The 17,374-nt window shown below is 43.7% G+C and carries 12 protein-coding genes; 6 read left to right on the top strand and 6 right to left on the bottom strand.

What is annotated here, in order from left to right:
* The coding region (locus AB4209_RS05665; RefSeq protein ID WP_372055104.1) for a bifunctional aspartate transaminase/aspartate 4-decarboxylase at positions 1–1,445 on the bottom strand (1,445 nt) is incomplete at its 3' end.
* Positions 1,446–1,596: 151 nt separating this feature from the next.
* Entirely contained in the window at positions 1,597–3,312 is a 1,716-nt protein-coding gene (gene aspT / locus AB4209_RS05670; protein WP_372055106.1) for an aspartate-alanine antiporter, read from the bottom strand.
* A 471-nt stretch (positions 3,313–3,783) separates the two neighbouring features.
* On the opposite strand from aspT, the gene AB4209_RS05675 reads away from it, so the two are divergent.
* The 6 genes from AB4209_RS05675 (at position 3,784) to AB4209_RS05700 (ending at position 12,071) form a co-directional block, all read left to right on the top strand.
* The gene (locus tag AB4209_RS05675; RefSeq protein WP_372055108.1) at positions 3,784–3,996 is read left to right on the top strand and encodes a DUF1656 domain-containing protein; all 213 of its coding nucleotides are present in this window, start codon (positions 3,784–3,786) and stop codon (positions 3,994–3,996) included.
* A 10-nt stretch (positions 3,997–4,006) separates the two neighbouring features.
* Positions 4,007–4,873, top strand: a complete 867-nt coding sequence (locus AB4209_RS05680) for an HlyD family secretion protein (RefSeq protein WP_017059803.1) — start codon at positions 4,007–4,009, stop codon at positions 4,871–4,873.
* A gap of 9 nt (positions 4,874–4,882) precedes the next feature.
* Complete coding sequence (locus AB4209_RS05685) at positions 4,883–6,238, top strand: FUSC family protein (protein ID WP_372055110.1); 1,356 nt, start codon at positions 4,883–4,885, stop codon at positions 6,236–6,238.
* A gap of 326 nt (positions 6,239–6,564) precedes the next feature.
* Positions 6,565–8,223 (top strand): hypothetical protein, encoded by a 1,659-nt coding sequence (locus AB4209_RS05690; RefSeq protein ID WP_372055112.1) that lies wholly within the window; start codon positions 6,565–6,567, stop codon positions 8,221–8,223.
* A 218-nt stretch (positions 8,224–8,441) separates the two neighbouring features.
* Complete coding sequence (locus tag AB4209_RS05695) at positions 8,442–10,541, top strand: carboxylesterase family protein (protein ID WP_372055114.1); 2,100 nt, start codon at positions 8,442–8,444, stop codon at positions 10,539–10,541.
* Between the two features lie 84 nt (positions 10,542–10,625).
* Positions 10,626–12,071, top strand: coding sequence for a phospholipase D family protein (locus AB4209_RS05700; RefSeq protein ID WP_372055116.1), 1,446 nt, complete (start codon positions 10,626–10,628; stop codon positions 12,069–12,071).
* Between the two features lie 94 nt (positions 12,072–12,165).
* Here the strand turns inward: AB4209_RS05700 and AB4209_RS05705 are convergent, their stop codons facing one another.
* The 4 genes from AB4209_RS05705 to AB4209_RS05720 form a co-directional block, all read right to left on the bottom strand.
* Positions 12,166–12,930: an aspartate/glutamate racemase family protein gene (locus AB4209_RS05705; protein WP_017070494.1), complete on the bottom strand. Its 765-nt coding sequence runs from the start codon at positions 12,928–12,930 to the stop codon at positions 12,166–12,168.
* Between the two features lie 228 nt (positions 12,931–13,158).
* Positions 13,159–14,877, bottom strand: coding sequence for an autotransporter assembly complex family protein (locus AB4209_RS05710; protein ID WP_029235239.1), 1,719 nt, complete (start codon positions 14,875–14,877; stop codon positions 13,159–13,161).
* 214 nt (positions 14,878–15,091) lie between these two features.
* Positions 15,092–16,381 (bottom strand): DEAD/DEAH box helicase, encoded by a 1,290-nt coding sequence (locus tag AB4209_RS05715; protein ID WP_017069930.1) that lies wholly within the window; start codon positions 16,379–16,381, stop codon positions 15,092–15,094.
* Between the two features lie 201 nt (positions 16,382–16,582).
* A complete protein-coding gene (locus tag AB4209_RS05720; RefSeq protein WP_372055118.1) occupies positions 16,583–17,323 on the bottom strand; it encodes a DUF1223 domain-containing protein in 741 nt (246 codons plus the stop codon).
* Positions 17,324–17,374 lie beyond the last annotated feature (51 nt).

Below are 17,374 nucleotides of genomic sequence, written 5' to 3' on the forward strand. Positions count from 1 at the left end.
GTTTCGTGAGCAAGACGGAATAGGAAGTCTTTACCTTTCTCGTTAGCTTTGAACCAGTCGACAAACTCTTGACCGTAAAGTTTGCCACCTAGCGTGTCTAGCTCTAGTAGTGTGTAGTAATCCACACGGTCTTTGTTCTCTTCGATTGCTACACCCATGTTTTTGTAAAGCGTTGTGTAGCGCTCACGGATGATGCGTTTACAAGCGGCTTTGTAGCGACCTTCTGAGTCCATTAGACAAGTTAATGCAAACATCGCCATTTGTACTTGTTGTGGTAGAGACAGACCTGCAGTATGGTTCAATGCTACGCTGCGGCTATCAGCAACGATACGGTCGATGAATTTGATGTCACGTGGCTCTGGAGTCAGTGTTTTGTAACGGTCATCAAGTTGACACTGTTTTTCTTCGCTGAAAGAACTTAGTGCGTCATCAAATACGTTTTTGTGTTGGATACCAATGGTACCTAAACGCCAGCCTGTTGCGCCAAAGTACTTAGAGAACGAGTAAACACAAAGTGTGTTGTATGGTAGTTTTGCAAATAGAGAAACGAAGTCATCGGCAAATGTACCGTATACGTCATCAGTGATGATGAATAGGTCACTGCGTTGCTCATTCACAAAGTTTGTTAGGTTCTCTAGAGTCTCGTCAGAGAATTTCACTGATGCTGGATTAGCAGGGTTAACGACGCAAAGCAGTTTGATGTCTGTATCTGCCAGTTTCTCGATTTCAGACATTGGTAGCTGCCAAGTGGTCTCATCAAGGCGTAGCTCAACGATTTCCAGCTCATACTCTGCTAGCTCTGGGATTTCTAGGTAAGGGGTAAAGATTGGCGTGATTAGCGCAACTTTGTCACCTTTTTTCAATAGACCATTGTTGAACATGGTTGCGAACGTGTACGTCATTGACGCTGTGCCGCCTTCTGTTGCGAACAAGTCAAAGTTAGTCGTCATTGGCATTGGGCCGTACATCTCTTCTGCGATGTATTGTTTAACCACTTTCTCGATGTTCACTAGCATACGTGGTGGTACTGGGTAGTTACACGCAAGGTAAGCCAGTACTAGCTCGTTTAGGAACGCTTGTTTTTCGATACCTAGACGGTCTTTTGCGTAGCTTAGTGCACGACGTAGGAAGTCAACGCCTTTGTCTGCTGCATATTGGCTTGCGAACGTGTCGAAACGCTCAACGATGCCAACACCATCAGGGATACCACCGAAATCACCACCTAGGTAAGCGTAGTTACGCTCTGCTTCTGCTACCGCAAACTCACCAAGACGGATGAAGGCTTTACGAGGTAGCGTTGCTAGGAAGTTAGGGTTACCACGACCTGCATCAAGAAGTGCACGATCTGGCACAGCTTGCGCCACTTCAATCAGTTTGTCTTTTAGCTCGAATGGGCTTAGGTCAGCGAATTTTGAAAAATCGATAGTTGGAGTTTGAGTAGTCATAATATTTACCTAATAATTTAATATTAAACACTTGTAATTAAATAAAGTGTTTTACTTAAGCGTGATTATTCAGGCCTACCCTATTTTTGATTGGGTAGGTCTGTTAATAAGTTGATGATTTTTTAAATCTATAATGAGTTGTAGGTTTTAATTACATACCCGCATTAACGGTAATAATGCCGACGATAATTGGGCCCCATAGAGTCAGTAACACGTTGGCTACGGCGTAAGTCACAGTAAAAGAGAATACTGGCGTTGCGTTGCCTGTTTTTTCCATCAATGCCGCGAACGCTGGGTTTGCACTTCGACCACCGGTTACACAACCTAAAGCTTCTACCGGATTCTTTATCTTCAATACAAAGTACGAGAAGAAGAATGAAATAATCTGTGGAATGATGGTTACCGCAACACCCAAGAATAGTAGGCTCATACCGTGTTCTTTGATGGTGTCTACCGCTTGAGGGCCAGCCTCAAGACCAACGATACCCACGAATGCTGCTAGACCGAAGTCGCGAATAAAGCTTGCTGCTGATTCTGGGAATTGCGCCACATGTGGGTTACGGCTGCGTAACCAACCAACAATCAGACCTGACACTAGACAGCCTGCACCAGAGCCGATAGTGACCGGAATACCTGCAATTTTGAAGTTGATTAGGCCAATCAAAAGACCCAATACCATACCCATGCCTAGTACAATGAAGTCAGTCATTGTTGCTGAGTTCATTGGCTTACCGATTGTACCTTGAACACGATTAATATCGCTTGGTGAGCCAGTTAATTGAATAACATCATTTTTCTTAACAACAAGGTCAGCGTGAACTGGGATTGATACACCTTCGCGAAGGTAGTCAGTCACATAAACACCACGGTAAGTGCCTTTGTTCGCTTCTGATTTGATTTGACTTAGTGTACGGCCAATCAGTTGTTTGTTGTCTGCGATAAGCTGACGGTTCTCTTCAATGACTTCATACTCTTCTGGAAGCACAACTTCAGAGCCAACAGAGTCACCTTTCAACTGACCAATGGCTTTACGAGTACCTGTGATAACCAGAACATCGCCTTGTTGAAGCTTAGTAAATTTGTCTGCTTCAATCGCTTTGCCATCACGCTCGATAACTTCGATGCATGCGTCTATTGAATCTTGATTGATTTGGGCTAGTGTCAAACCATTCACTTTGCTCTCTGCTTTGATTTCAAAAGCGCGAGTCTCAAGTTTTGTCATCGCATTGAATTCACCAGCACCAAGCTCTGCATTACCATCTGAGTTCGCTTCTGCCATTTTGATTGCTTCAGCGCGGATATCCCATTTCATTAGTGTTGGGAATACCCATGTCACCATTAGGATTGGACCTAGAGAACCGAAGATGTAAGTTACAGCGTAACCTACAGCAACGTTAGTTTGCATCAGATGTTTGGCTTCTTCAGACACACCACCCAAACGGGCGATCGCATCGCCTGCAGTACCAATGATCGCAGACTGAGTTAAACCACCGGCAGCTAGGCCCGCAGCAGTACCTCTATCTAAGTCAAACAACCACGCAGCGGCAAGTACACACAATAAGCCTGAAACCGTCATAACAACCGCAGACAACAGAATGTTGATGGTTCTAAAGTTAAGCGCTTTAAAGAATTGTGCGCCGCCTTGATAACCCACAGCATAAATAAAGAGCGCAAAGAAAATACTTTTTACGCCGGGATCAATCTGAACACCAAATTGCCCAATAATTACGCCCATTAATAATGTTCCGGCCACACCGCCTAAAACAAATCGGCCGATAGTAATTTTACCAACCATATAACCCAATGAGAGTGTAATAAATAGTGCGACAAATGGTGCCATGTCAAACAGATTAGAAATAATGTCCATGACAAATTTACTCTTGTTACTAAATATAAGGAGTAAATAATCTAACGAATAACTTAATAATGATATTTGTTGGATTATTCAAAATAAATAAAGCATCTCGTTGCTTCGAACCGAATATTAAGAACAAAAGGTTTTATTATGTAATCCCATTTGATGGATCAAATCATCACTTTAACTGTTCGCATAGTTTTTGAAGTGCAACTTACATCTTAAATGATTGTTTTAAATAGATTTATCTTAAACCGGAAAAAGTAGATGATTTTCGAAATCAATTTCAATTAAGTGTTTCCACTTCAAGAACGACAACCTACCTACCGTTGTTTTACTGGCTTACGGCTCTCAACAAAGAGGCAGTTGGCATAATCACCGAATAAAGTTGGATTTTGATGGGTACGATCCTCTATAAGCGATTATCACAATAAATCGAACTCCGTTATCGTTGCATTCATCAAACAAATAGAGAACAGAACCATGAATACCATGCCGCATGAGCTTGTGTGGGATGAAGTCTACTTCCCACCGCTGTTATTGGTTATCGCACTGGCTTACATACTGACAATGCTAACAGGGTTAATCGCGACACGGTTTGGCCTTCATAAGTACGTCGCCTTTCCTGCAATAGCAGAACTGAGCTTGATCGTGATTTTTACTGGCGCTATCGGCCATTTTATTACCATTTTTTGAGGCACTTACTGTGATCAAACGTTATCTCATCACACTTTTATTATTGGCTGCTGCGGGAACTGTGGTTTATAGCTATTACCAGTCGTACTCAAGTAACCCATGGACCAGAGACGGACAAGTCAGCGCTTATATCGTCTCGATTACACCTCGAGTCACGGGTCAAGTCATTGAAGTGCATGTCGAAGACAACTCGAAGGTAAAAAAAGGCGATCTTCTTTTTGAGATCGATCCGAGTATTTACAAGGCGACCTACAGAAAAGCACTTGCGACTCAAAAACAAGCATTTGCCCTACTCGCCAAAGCCAAAAACGAAGAGCAACGCGCGTTGAATTTAGAGAAAAGAACGCCCGGTGCCGTGCCCGTGCTGACACTAAACAACTTGAACAACGCGGTAGAAACCAGCGCCGCAAATGTCGAACTGGCAAAAGCGAACGTAGAAGAAGCACATCTCAACCTTGAGTACACCAAGGTATATGCGCCTACTAACGGCTATATCACCAATCTGAACCTACGTGTTGGCTCTCAAGTTGTCGCGAATTCACCTGTGGTTGCGCTAATTGATGAAGATAGCTTCTGGATTGAAGGTTATTTCAAAGAGACTGATTTAGTCGGTGTCGATGCTCAGGACACTGCTTATGTGACCTTAATGATGCACAACAATGTTCAGCTAGAAGGACATATTAAAAGTATTGGTTTTGGTATCGCGAAGCAAGACGGCAGCACAGGTAATGATTTATTGCCAAACGTGAATCCAAACTTCCAATGGATACGCCTAGCTCAACGCATCCCTATCAAAGTGAAGTTAGACAAAATACCAGAAGACGTACAACTGCGTGTTGGTATGACTGCCTCGATCAAAATAATCAAAAATAGCTAGGTGATTCTTATGTTCACTGCATCGACTAAAGACGCGATTAAAGTCGCACTCTCTATCGTTATCGCAATCTGCCTAGCGTTGTGGTTTGGTTGGGAAAAACCGTATTGGGCTGCGATAGCCGTCGCAGTGATGGCATTGAACGAGAGCTTCGCCCATTCAATAAACAAAGGCCATAACCGGTTAATGGGAACCTTGTTAGGGACCGGTTATGCCTTTTTCCTCATTGCGATGTTTTCACAAGATCGATTTTTGTTTCTAACATTTCTTACCGTGTTCTTAGGCACTTGTATTTTCATGTCTAGTGACGAGAAATACGGCTACATCTTTTCAATAGGATTTACCGTGTGTTCGATTGTTGCTTGTCTGGGCGGGTTTGATAACCAAACCACCTTTCACTTTGCTGTACTTAGACTTCAAGAAACACTATTAGGTGTTGTTGTGTTCTCAATTGTGTATCGCATCGTGTGGCCTGTGAATACTGAACTCAACTTTGTACAACGTTTCGAAACCAGTAAACAAGCGTTGTTAGATGCGATGGAAAAAACAGACAACATCGACATTGCCGCACTTGAAAGCAACACCGCGAATATTGATAAGCTGTATCAACTTTTAGATCTGCCACTGACCGGAAGCTACCACCTTAAAGAGAACATCCAAACATGGCGCTTGCGTATCGATGAAATGGCACATATCCAAGATACATTACTCAAACAAAGTAACAGCGAATCAGACTTAGATATCCAATGGGCAGTTCTTACTCACAACTTGAAGACGTTCGATGTATTAACACCAGAACAATCTCTTGTTGAGGGTGAACTCAATGTCATAGGTGATCATAAAGACGTGTCTTGGCATCATGCACATCGCACGTTTGTTGAACATTTGAATGAAGATGGGCGCAAAGTGCTGCAAGGCGTGTCGATGTTTATCACATCGCTGTTGGTTTGGATTTATCTTCCAGTTCCAGGTGGTTTCATATTTCCTATGTTAGCCGGTGTATTCTCTTCTATGGTGCCGACCATGCCACCAAGCGTTATTAAGGACGCTTTTTATGGTGTGTTGGGTACAGGGTCGGTGGTTCTGTTGCAATACATCTTTGTGATGCCATTAATGACAGAACTATGGGAGCTGGGACTATTCTACTTCCTTAACATTATGGTGATATGGAAAGTGTTCGCGACACCTAAGCTCATGGTACACCGAATATTGGGTATTAACTTATTAGTTGTTCTCACATCTGGTGCGCTCAACCTCACACCTGTTTATGGAATTGAAACGCCACTTTTGATGCTCGTAAACATTTTGATTATTCTGATGATAGCGAAGTTGTTTACTGATCTATTTAGAGTGAGGGTAGCTGCTTAGAACTAAATGCGCTTAACAACTCACAACAAAACGGTCTGCCAAGTATTTTTACTTCACAGGCCGTTTTTTTATCTATTGAAAATCATTATAAATCAATTGATTAACGCTAATTATTACTAAGTGAGGATAGCGTCCATCAAAAGCGATTAACGCGATCTGCCACCTCCTCTTAAAATCCTCTCATTGATTGACGCAATGCATTTTTAGTCGCGACATTCACACTAGCAATCCTAACGGATAAATACATAACAACTGAACACGACGTTCAGTATTACATCGACTGTTTGAGTCTCGAAGGTTTGAGGCCACTCAGCGTGGAAACCGTCATGAGTTTTTTTGAAATACGCACCAGCGCTTGTAAGACCCATACTCTTTCTGTGTTAGCGAGCGCCCTATTACTTACCACCCCCAATTTTGCGTCTGCGGCAGAAACCAAGACTTACAGCGAAGTTATGGAAAAAGGTCGAGCACTATTTGACAAATATGGCATCAGTCATGATTTACCAAAGCTAGCAATCAGTTCGCTCGTACAGGGCGAACACCTAGTTGAACACGCACATCGAACCATACAAATTGGCGATGAGGTTCGTGACTCAAGCGTCTATCTGATAAAAAACACAGACAGCAAAGGCAACATCGACCTGCGCGTCAAATACAACCCGCAAGAGCTGGATGAAAACGAAAAACTGATCGATGAAATTGAAGAGTTTACGCGCACTGAGTATCGACTAAGAAATTATGCAGAAAGCTTCGATCCATCGTCAGTGAAAGTCAATGAAAAAGACAACGGCGACGTGACCATTAGCTTCAACTATTCGAAATACGGCTTACCACAAGACATCGCCTATTTCCGTTTCTTGAATGTTGATATTGAACTTGTAGGCGGCACACCAAAACGCATGGTAATCACCAACGACAAGCCATTTAATCTTGGTAAGTCAAAAGTCGATACCTATTACCAAGTGATTGATTTCCAAACGTTAGACTCTGGTAAAGTCGTTATTGAACGTAAGACAACTAACATCGAGGGTACGTCTAAAACGAAACCGATGACCATGAGCGCTGTAACTGAACCCGTCGCAATTTATGAAGACGACAACGGCGTTAATGTCCTGCATGAAGAGCGTCTAAAAGAAGTTTCAGATCCTCGTATGCAAGAAGCGAGTGTTAAGTTAGATCGAGTATTCCCTTTAATGGGTGACATGGTGCGTCGTCAAGGTATCGATTTGCCATTACCATTCGGTGTTTCAGTTGCTTATCGCAATCAAGACATGAACCTTCCTATGACCGATTACGTCATTAGCGGTGTGCGCTTGAATGACCTATTCGACCCTGAAGATAGCGTTGCAACGGTTAAAGCAGAAAGTCTTTCAATACGTGGTGATGTGAATATTCTGCCGTTCTGGAATGTATTCGGATATGTAGGAAAGGTAAACGTTGATGCGAATGTTGATGCCTCTTACACCGGCGCTGCGGGAGAATATCTACAAGATAAACTCAATAACAAATTACCTGGTCTAGGCGACAAACTGTGCGAGGGCGTATCAGCACTGTGTAACAGTGGGCGTTTAAATGTACCACTCCATCTCGAATATGACTTACGCGGTGCGGGTACAACATTATCTGTTGGTTACAAAGAGTTCTTTGCCTCAGTGACGGGTACCTATTCACAAACCCGTCTGAAAGGGATGGATGATTGGGGTGACGGTATTGTCACGGTTCAGCCAATGTTGGGCTACCAATTGGTTGATTATCGAGCTCAATTCTTCGTTGGTGCTGAATACCAAGGTTTAGATTCACGTATGCAAGGTACTGTAAAAACAGACGATATTGAGTTTGATTACGACGTTGGTGTGGACATTAACCAGTGGGCATTTTTAACCGGAGTCAACAAACAGATTGGCAAGCATTACAACATGACCGTGTTGTACAACAAAGGTGAAACTCGTTCGGCTGTGACATTGAACCTTGGCTATCGCTTTTAGACTAAATCTAACCAAATTTCTGATGTGAACCTACGTTGTATTAGGTCGACATCATACAAATGAAAACGCGCCAACGTTGGTTATCCAGTAGATAACACACGAAGAAACACAACGTCAAATGCTCCAAAGACGGAGCCATCACCTTATGGATCTACAGGTTTGACGGTATCGATGCGCGGTTCGTTATTTTACCGAATTCTATTGTGGACACATTTTTTATGACTATTGCATATCGTTCTCTCATCGCACTCGCTATTGCGGCCGCTCTTGCTGGCTGTGACACAGACGTTGAACCAACGGTTCCAAAGCCAGATAAACCTGAACCTCTCGTACCTGCCCCTGCTGAAACGTTTACTACTCAAATCGGCGACGCGATGATCACAGCGTCTAAAGAAGAGCTGGTGATTACGTCTAATACCGAAGACGACAAACTGGCTTCTGTTGAATCTTTCAAAGGGATTCAATATGCAGAGGCTCAGCGCTTTAAACCCAGTGAAGTTGTAAACCTTGTTGAAGGTACTTTGGATGCGACTCAGTTCGGTTATGCTTGTCCTCAACTAAAAACGACAACACAAACACAAGATGAGAACTGCCTTAACCTCAATATCTGGCGCCCAGTAGGCGTAGATGCTGACGCAGAACTACCGGTTTATGTATTCATTCACGGTGGTGATTTCGAATACGGTTCTGGTGCAGAGCCGCTCATCCAAGGTGATACCGTGGTTGCCCAAGGAAGCGACGATGGTAAGCCTTTCATCTATGTAAGCTTTAACTACCGTCTTGGTCAGTTAGGTACTCAATGGATTAAAGGCGCGAACGAAGATGGCAACTATGGCCTAGGTGACCAGAAGCGCGCCTTAGAGTGGGTACATAACAATATCGCTGACTTCGGTGGTAACGCTCAAAACGTAACCGTTATGGGTCAAGGCTCTGGTGCTATGTCTATTGGTTTCTTACAGCAAGATCATGATATCGCAGGTCAATATTTCCAACGTGCAATCATGCAAAGCAACCCTTATGGGTTTGAGTATCCAAGCTATGAAGTTGCAAAAGATCGCAGTAAGGGTTTTACAGCAGACACTTCGCTTGACAAGATCATGGCGTCGCAAGAAACAGCTTTGGATGGTATTGAACAGCTAAAAAATTGGTTGTTAGGTTCTTTGCAAATCCCAATTCTGAGCCCAGCCGCAGATGAGACGCCAATGTCAAACCTGATGCCTTATGCTCCTTACATATTGTGTGAAGAAACTTTCTTTGGTAGCTGTAGAGAATCAGCAAAATCACCAACGCAAGCAGGCTTATCAGTACCAACTGTCCTAGGTGAAAATGCACATGAAGCGAACAGCTTTGGCATGCTATTTAGCGCTACGTTCTTAATCCCGACGGTCATCGAGTTATTAACAAATGATGAACCTGAACTGCTTACTAACGAAGATCCAACAAAGCTAGCTCTAGCTATGGTTAACTGGTTAGAAGATGAAAACAACATCGTTCTTCTGCAACAAAAACTATCTGAGCAAGCAAGTGATGAAGTTTCAGCAGATCTTGTATTGCCAAGCAGTGCGTACAGCGCAGTAACGAGCTTATTTTATGGTGCCAAGCTAGAAGGTGATCTACTTGAAATGACTGGATGCATTGATACCAACGATATTGCGGGTACCGTAGGTTGCTTGGTCGACATTGTTGAGATCACTAGCCACCAGCAAACCCAAGATATTCTGGCTCTAACTGATTTCTACCCTAACTCAGAATCTAGCTTTGGTGGCGCTCTTGACAACATGAAGCAATTTAAAACCTTGCTAAATGACACCTTGTTCAATGGTCCAGCTCGTCATATGGCAGCAAACAGCGGAGTAGAAGCAACGCTATACCACTTTGAGCACAAACCAAGCTTCAACATGTGGAACTATAAAACAGGTCTAAATGAAGAAACGGGCGAATACGACCAACTGTCAAACATTGATCTATTCAAAACTATTGGTTGTATCAGCGGTGCGTGTAACGGTTCAGAACTGCCGTTTGTGTTCAACAAAGCTGTACGTTTTGACGGTGGTGAGATTCACCCGACAAGTAATGAGAAGGCAATGATGAACGAAATGTCACGCCTATGGTTTAGCGATGAATTGTTCCAGAGCTACCAGTACAGCGATGCTACCGACAATGTGCTTGTCATTGATGGTGCAGGATTCAGCGACAACAGCACTACCTTCGACTGGGACTATGTCACAAACCCAGGTGTTGATCCTAAGCTTCGTGAAGGTCGCTTAACGGGTCTAGCAGAGCAAGGTCTTATGCCTTGGGACTGGTACCTAAACTAAACATATTCAACACCCTTCCTACTTTAACGGCCAGCTCGCTGGCCGTTTCTATATCCAAATTTTATGTTTAAACGCAGGTTAGTTATGACACTTAGCAAACTAAAAACAGCATGCACAATAATGTTGATTGCTTTGGTCACAGGATGTGCCCAACCTTACCCCGATGTTGAACCTGACTTCGAAGCTAACTGGCAAAGCACAGAACATCAAGCCGAAGTCTATTTGATCCCGAGTGCGCCTGAAGCCTTTGCGCGCCGCATTGATCTGGTTCGCCAAGCAAAACACTCGATTGATATGACTTACTTCTCTTGGGAAAACGACACTCTGGGTCTGATGCTGTTAAACGAGCTAAAACACGCCGCTGATCGCGATGTGGCCGTGCGCCTCACACTGGATGACTTGTTGGTATTCAATGACAAATGGCTTGCGGAGTTGGACTCACACGCCAATATTGAGATTCGACTGTTCAACCCTTTTGAGTCACGTAAAGCTGGCTGGATTGGTCGTGCGCTCAACTTCTCTACTCATCAAAAACAGTTAGATAATCGACTGCATGAGAAATACTTTAACGTTGATCACCAATCGATGATCCTCGGTGGGCGCAACATCGGTGATGACTACTTTGGCTACAGCGAAAGTGCCAACTTCTTTGATATGGATGTGCTGTTTAAAGGCGACGTGATTGCTGCTTTCGACCGAAACTACCAAGCGTTGTGGAACAGTGAGCATGTAGTGCCAATTCAAGAACGCATTAAAATCAAAGAGAAAGAGCAATACCAAGCGTTGAACAAAGGTGAAAAGAATCAAGCATTGATCACGTCTGAAGTCGAAAGGCAGATAAAGAGCTTAAACCAACCGAAGTTCATTTCAGCCTCTGTCACGCCGGTATTTGACTCACTGGAGAAACTCAATGACAACAAGCCCTACTTTCGCCAACGTATTGAACACTTGATGAAGCAAAAAGTACCGACACCTTCTAAGGTTATTATTTCTACGCCTTATATGGTGCCAAGCGATAACAAGTTTGTATTCGTCGATGCACTTAGAGAGAGCGAAGCCGAAGTCACCTTACTGACGAATTCATCGGCTTCTAATGATTCGGGCTTTGTGCCTGCGTATTACGAAAAACACCGTGAGACTCTACTCGACAAGGGCGTAAGTATATATGAGTACAAAAGCCAAGCGATCAATGATGATCACTACTTTCATGTTGATACCTACTACCACAACAAGACAGTAATTTTAGATGAGCGTGTCACCTATATTGGCTCTTCTAACTTCGATCCAAGATCAGACTTTCTCAACGTTGAGTTTGGGGTGTTGGTTGACAGTGAAGAGTTTGCGAAGCAAGTGACACACTACTTAACACGTCAGAAAGAGGAGTTGTTCTGGGCTGTGTCGCGAGAACAATCAGGTGACACCATCTGGGCTTCAGAGGAACAAATCCATACTAAGAACCCGAACTACAGTTCATGGAACAAGGTACCTGATTGGTTATTTCGAAAAATGAATGGCGAGTTCGAGCTTTAAGTGTTCAGCTTCGAATCTTAATTTTCTCCAGTCCAAATGTAAAAAAGCCGCGTAATTCGCGGCTTTCTCATGTTTCAAATACACGTATCTGAGCTTATAGACGGTAGGTCATCGCTCTTTGGGCTACGTAGTTCACCATATCAAGCGTTGTGAAGATCGAATTAACATCATTAATGTTGTAATCCACATGTCCACGCTCCACATATTGCTCAGCGAGACGGTAAATATCAACGACACGCTCAGCTACCGCTTCCATAGGATCAATAAAAGTGACTGTTGGAAATGCCGTTTCAAGTTGCTTTCTAACCAAAGGAAGTTCCGTGCATCCCCAAATAACCGTATCAACGCCCTTCTCTACGATGGATTGAATCGCTACAGCAAGCAGTGCGGCATTACGCTCAAACTCGCCCGCTTTGATCCCGTTGGTTTCTCGGATTGCTTGTCCACACTCTGTCATCTCACCGGTTACTTCACCATAGATAGCACTATGCACGTTATGCTCTTGCTCAAAGGAATCTGGCTTAACGAACACCAGATTCGCGTCCGTTAGGTAACGATCATAGATTCCCGAATTGTATGTGCCGTTGGTACATAAAATACCAACAACAGATTCAGAGTTCTGCTCTTTGATTTGATCAACGGTGGTTTGAAGCATGTCGACGATATAAACGTTGGTGTGCTTTTGAACCTCAGGTCTAAAGTAATGAGCGGTGTTACAGGTCATCACGCCAAACTGAACATTGGCATGTTCTAAAATGCACGCTGACTCAATCAGTTCAGGCACAGGATCGGTACCGCCTTCGTTAATCACTTCAGATCGATCGGGGATATCTGAGTTTTTCACCACTATCATGGCCATGCGGTCTTAGTCTTTAAGTGCGCCGTGTTCAATTTCTTTCTTGGCGACGATATCTTGGAACAGAGCATCTGCTTCAGGGCCCATATTACCAAATACACCGAATCGTAGCTTTTTCATTGTTTTTACCTTTGTGTTTGCTAAAGCACAAAGGTTATTACGCTCTTTCGATTTACTTGAATCCTATTAGATGGTTCGCATCCTCGCGAGTGCATAAACAGCGTACAAAAATCAGAATTGAGTACCAAAGGAAAAATGAATACGAAATTCGTCGCCTTCAGGCGCATCTAAGCCGTAAGCAAAATCGAGCTTAACTGGCATTAACTGTGAGTTCCAAATCAAACTCACGCCCGTCCCACGCTTCCAATCCGCTTGTTGATCAAATGCATCACCCACATCAAGAAATGCGCCCAACCAAATTGAACGATAGACTTGATGCTGATATTCGAGCCCAGCAGTTAACATATAACGTGCCCCCGTTAGTTCACCATTCTCGTCTCTAGGGGAGATAGATTCGTAACCATAACCTCGCAGGTTTCCATCGCCACCAGCAAAATACCGCAGTGACGACGGCACATCAGATAATGATTTGGCAATGTTGATGCCTACGTTGGAGCGGAAATGGAGCTTCTGCCTGTCACTAATATCCCATGAAAGGACACTGTTTCCTTCCAACCGCAACAGCCTTGAGTCAGAGAACAGACTAGGGTCAGAATACTCGACAGAATAGATGTGTCGATGATTGAGCTCCAACTGATCATTTTTACGATCAACCTGAGAAAAACTGATGCCAGGTAACAGCAATTGCGATTGCTCTTCCTCAGACGCCTGACGGTACTGTTCGTGCAAGTATTTGACATAAATGGTGCTTTGCCAATCACTGTCTAATTGCCAGTAACGTTCGAACTTAAGATCGTTTGTAAAGCTATTGGTGTCTCGATGATCAATTCGTTTCGATTCAAACTGAATACCAAAGTAATCCGTTGTGACTTTCTCTGTGGGGATTTTGTACCCCAACTGAAGTGATTGCTCCTGTTCAGACAAATATGTCTGTGTTTCAAAGCTGTGGCCTCTCCGGTTATACCAAGGCTTTGACCAACTGAGAGAGGCGCGTAAACCGAGATCTGTAGAATAGCCGCCACCGACCTGCACGATATTTCGAGAACTTGGCTCGGCAATGATTTCAATTGGAACTTCTAGGTTGTCATCAAGTTTGTCAAAGTCACCATGTACGATGACACTTCGAAACCATTGAGTGTCTGACAAATCAGATTGCAGTTCACCTAACTTGATGGTGTCAAAGTCATCACCTTTTTTAAAGGTGGGTATTTTCTCGATACGGGTAGGGTCAACCCCATCATCAGGAATACTTATAGAACCGAACTTGTAGCGTGGACCACTTGCAAAATACAAGTGTATATTCGCGATGTTCTCGCTAGGAATAACTTCAATCTTTGACTCGATAAACCTGCCGTCAAAATAACCTTTCCGCTTTGCTAAAGAGAAAATCGCACGCTTAGTTTGGTCATATTCTTGGTGAGACAAAGTTAAACCTGAGCCTAACTTGCTTTGATTGAGTATATTGATGAACTCCGCATCTAGGCTAGCTTCACCTGTTATTTTTACTATCGATTCTGCGATGCGCATGACAGGACCAGAATCGATGTTAATGATCACGTTATCAGAATCATTGAGGTCGATATCGAGCTGTGGGTGATAATAACCATAAGGGTTGAGTGCATCTTGAATACGTTTAGATAGCTTCGTTTTCGATAGCTGTGATGCAGGAACATCGGCTAAAGGTTCTAAATATAATTCTACATTTTCGGTGAGAGTTTTATTAACCCCTTTAACCTCAAATTCAGCAGCACTAGAAGAGTGTTGGGTAAACAGGAAAAATGAAGTGGCCAGCACTAATTGTTTAATCGAGGTCTTCACGCGGTTACCCAATTGCTCAAAACCCGAACAGGTTATAAGCAAAGCGTTAAATCGCTGAATCTCTTATGGAGGACGCTATCCTTCGAACGGATTATCGGGTTGTTTAACACCGCAACAGTCGTTTATTAACGACTCAAATCCCAGCCCTACAGACACAAAAAAGGCGCAATTAAGCACCTTTTGAATGTCTATTACTTATTGATTTATATGGCTTGCTGACTCAAGATCAGTTGTTGTTCAGCCACACATCTTGGTTTTTTGGAGCTTTCTTCTTCTTTTTCTTCTTGCCAGTACCGGCCGGTGGCGCAACAGGTTTTAGTGCTGCGATCAGTTCAGCTGTCGCTTCTTCATCCACTTCAAAGCCTTCAATTTGCTCACGCTCAAGACGAATCTTGTTCTTCTTCTCGATGATTTTGAAGTGGTGGTAATCTTCGTGATCGATCAGAGATAACGCAAGACCAACTTCACCTGCACGACCACTTCGGCCGATACGGTGCATGTAGTCTGACGGGCTACGCGGTAAGTCAAAGTTGATTACCACTGGAAGCTTCTCAATATCCAGACCACGTGCCGCGATGTCTGTCGCGATCAGAACGTCAATCTCGCCAGATTTGAAATCTTCTAGGATACGAGTACGTGAACCTTGCCCTTTATCGCCGTGGAATACTTCTGCGATGATACCGCGCTTGTAAAGCTTGTCTGCTAGGTGCTCACAGCTGTTCTTCGCATTAACGAAGATCAGAGCTTGGCGCCATTCATGTTGTTGAATTAGGTGTGCGAGTAACGCTGTCTTGCGACCTTTTTCTACTTCGAATACACGTTGAACCAGTGTGCTCGCATTGGCACTTTGAAGTTGAACTTCAATTGGATCGCTTAGAAGTTCGTGAGTCAGCGTTTTAACTTGCTCTGGGAAAGTTGCAGAGAACAACAAGGTTTGTTTTTTGCTCGGCAAGAGCTTCAAGATTGCATCAAGTTCTTCGGTAAAACCTAGGCTTAGCATTCGGTCAGCTTCATCAAGCACTAACGTTTTCACTTTATCTAGTTTGATAGCGTTGCTCGAAATAAGGTCAAGCAGACGACCCGGTGTTGCCACCAATATATCAGTGCCGCCACGTAGCGCCTGCATTTGAGTGTTTACCGATACACCACCAAACACACAAACCGTTTTAATCGCGCCATTGAAATGCACAGCGTAAGATTTAACGCTGTCAGCCACTTGCTTAGCAAGTTCACGAGTAGGAACCAAGATAAGGCCAGAAACAAAGTTACCTTTGCCTGAACGACGGTCCAGAGGGGCATCTTCATGAATCTTTTGTAACAGTGGAAGTGCAAATGCTGCGGTTTTACCTGAACCGGTATTTGCGCCTGCAATTAAATCGCGTCCTGCTAACACACTTGGAATCACTTGCGCTTGGATAGGCGTTGGCTGTTGGTATTCAAGCTCAGATAAACGAGCCATCAAAGGAGAGATTAAGCCAAGATCAGAGAAGTTGGTTGGTGCTGTGGTGTTAGTCATTAATTGCAGGAACTCAAAGCTAAAATAATAGCGCGCTATACTAACGTATTTCAGCAGTATTACGTAACTAAATCGCCCTTTCGCTTCTATTTCACTGATTAATATCCGTCAGAAGCGAAGTTATCGATGTGAGAACCTCGATACTCGCCGTACCAACTTCGTCTAAGAGTATTCCAGCTACACAATTGTCGTGGGTTGCAGTTAGTTCAGCCAACCTGCTACCGTTTGTTCCGGTGCATACGAATTCGGCTCGGTTAACCAAACAGCGACTGCGTCTGGTGTAGCGACAAGTGGCTCAAAATTGATATTAAATTGCCATTCAGACTCACCACGCTGATAACCATCGTAAACCACAACAAAATCATGTTCGAGTTTCTTACCCCTGTTCTCGCCCGCCTTAACGCTGGTGACTTCGTTCATCGCCAGCAAAGCTATATGAGCAACATAATCCCCTTTGCCTTCGTAACTTACGCTGAACGTATCGCCTTTATAGTTGACCGTTAGCTTGAGGTTATTTTGTTGTTTGAGCGAAGGCAACGTTCTGTCTAACCAGTTAAAGTAACCGCGCCACTCTTTTCCATCGACAACAAAGCCGGGTGTGTAAACCCCACTTGTTACTCCATAAGCTTTGTACAAGCGTTGCTTCTGACTAAACGCCTTACTCGCGAACTTATCCCCCCAACCGAGGTAGTCCCAATAGTCGACGTGATAAGCGAGAGGAATGACTTGTGTCCACAGTTGTGGGTCATCTTCAAATGTACTTAGATACGCATCAGCGGGAGGACAACTTGAACAACCTTCAGAGGTGAAGAGCTCGATAACCTGTGCGGGCTGGCCTTCATTACTCCAGGTTTGTGCAAGCGACACTGAGGAATAGAAGCCGATCGGTAAGGCAAATAAACAAAGTTTAATCAATGATGAATTGCGTTTGGCGTGTGACATACCGAGATCCTTGTACAAAGCGAATTGAATGGCGCTCAAATACAGACCGTT

The sequence above is a fragment of the Vibrio sp. 10N.286.48.C11 genome (assembly GCF_041469805.1).
GTDB lineage: Bacteria > Pseudomonadota > Gammaproteobacteria > Enterobacterales > Vibrionaceae > Vibrio > Vibrio crassostreae_C.

What these genes read in the sequence shown, in the direction of transcription:
- aspT (WP_372055106.1), bottom strand. Translation starts at nt 3,312, where the DNA reads ATGGACATTATTTCTAATCTGTTTGACATGGCACCATTTGTCGCACTA.
- AB4209_RS05675 (WP_372055108.1), top strand. Translation starts at nt 3,784, where the DNA reads ATGAATACCATGCCGCATGAGCTTGTGTGGGATGAAGTCTACTTCCCA.
- AB4209_RS05685 (WP_372055110.1), top strand. Translation starts at nt 4,883, where the DNA reads ATGTTCACTGCATCGACTAAAGACGCGATTAAAGTCGCACTCTCTATC.
- AB4209_RS05690 (WP_372055112.1), top strand. Translation starts at nt 6,565, where the DNA reads ATGAGTTTTTTTGAAATACGCACCAGCGCTTGTAAGACCCATACTCTT.
- AB4209_RS05695 (WP_372055114.1), top strand. Translation starts at nt 8,442, where the DNA reads ATGACTATTGCATATCGTTCTCTCATCGCACTCGCTATTGCGGCCGCT.
- AB4209_RS05700 (WP_372055116.1), top strand. Translation starts at nt 10,626, where the DNA reads ATGACACTTAGCAAACTAAAAACAGCATGCACAATAATGTTGATTGCT.
- AB4209_RS05705 (WP_017070494.1), bottom strand. Translation starts at nt 12,930, where the DNA reads ATGGCCATGATAGTGGTGAAAAACTCAGATATCCCCGATCGATCTGAA.
- AB4209_RS05715 (WP_017069930.1), bottom strand. Translation starts at nt 16,381, where the DNA reads ATGACTAACACCACAGCACCAACCAACTTCTCTGATCTTGGCTTAATC.
- AB4209_RS05720 (WP_372055118.1), bottom strand. Translation starts at nt 17,323, where the DNA reads ATGTCACACGCCAAACGCAATTCATCATTGATTAAACTTTGTTTATTT.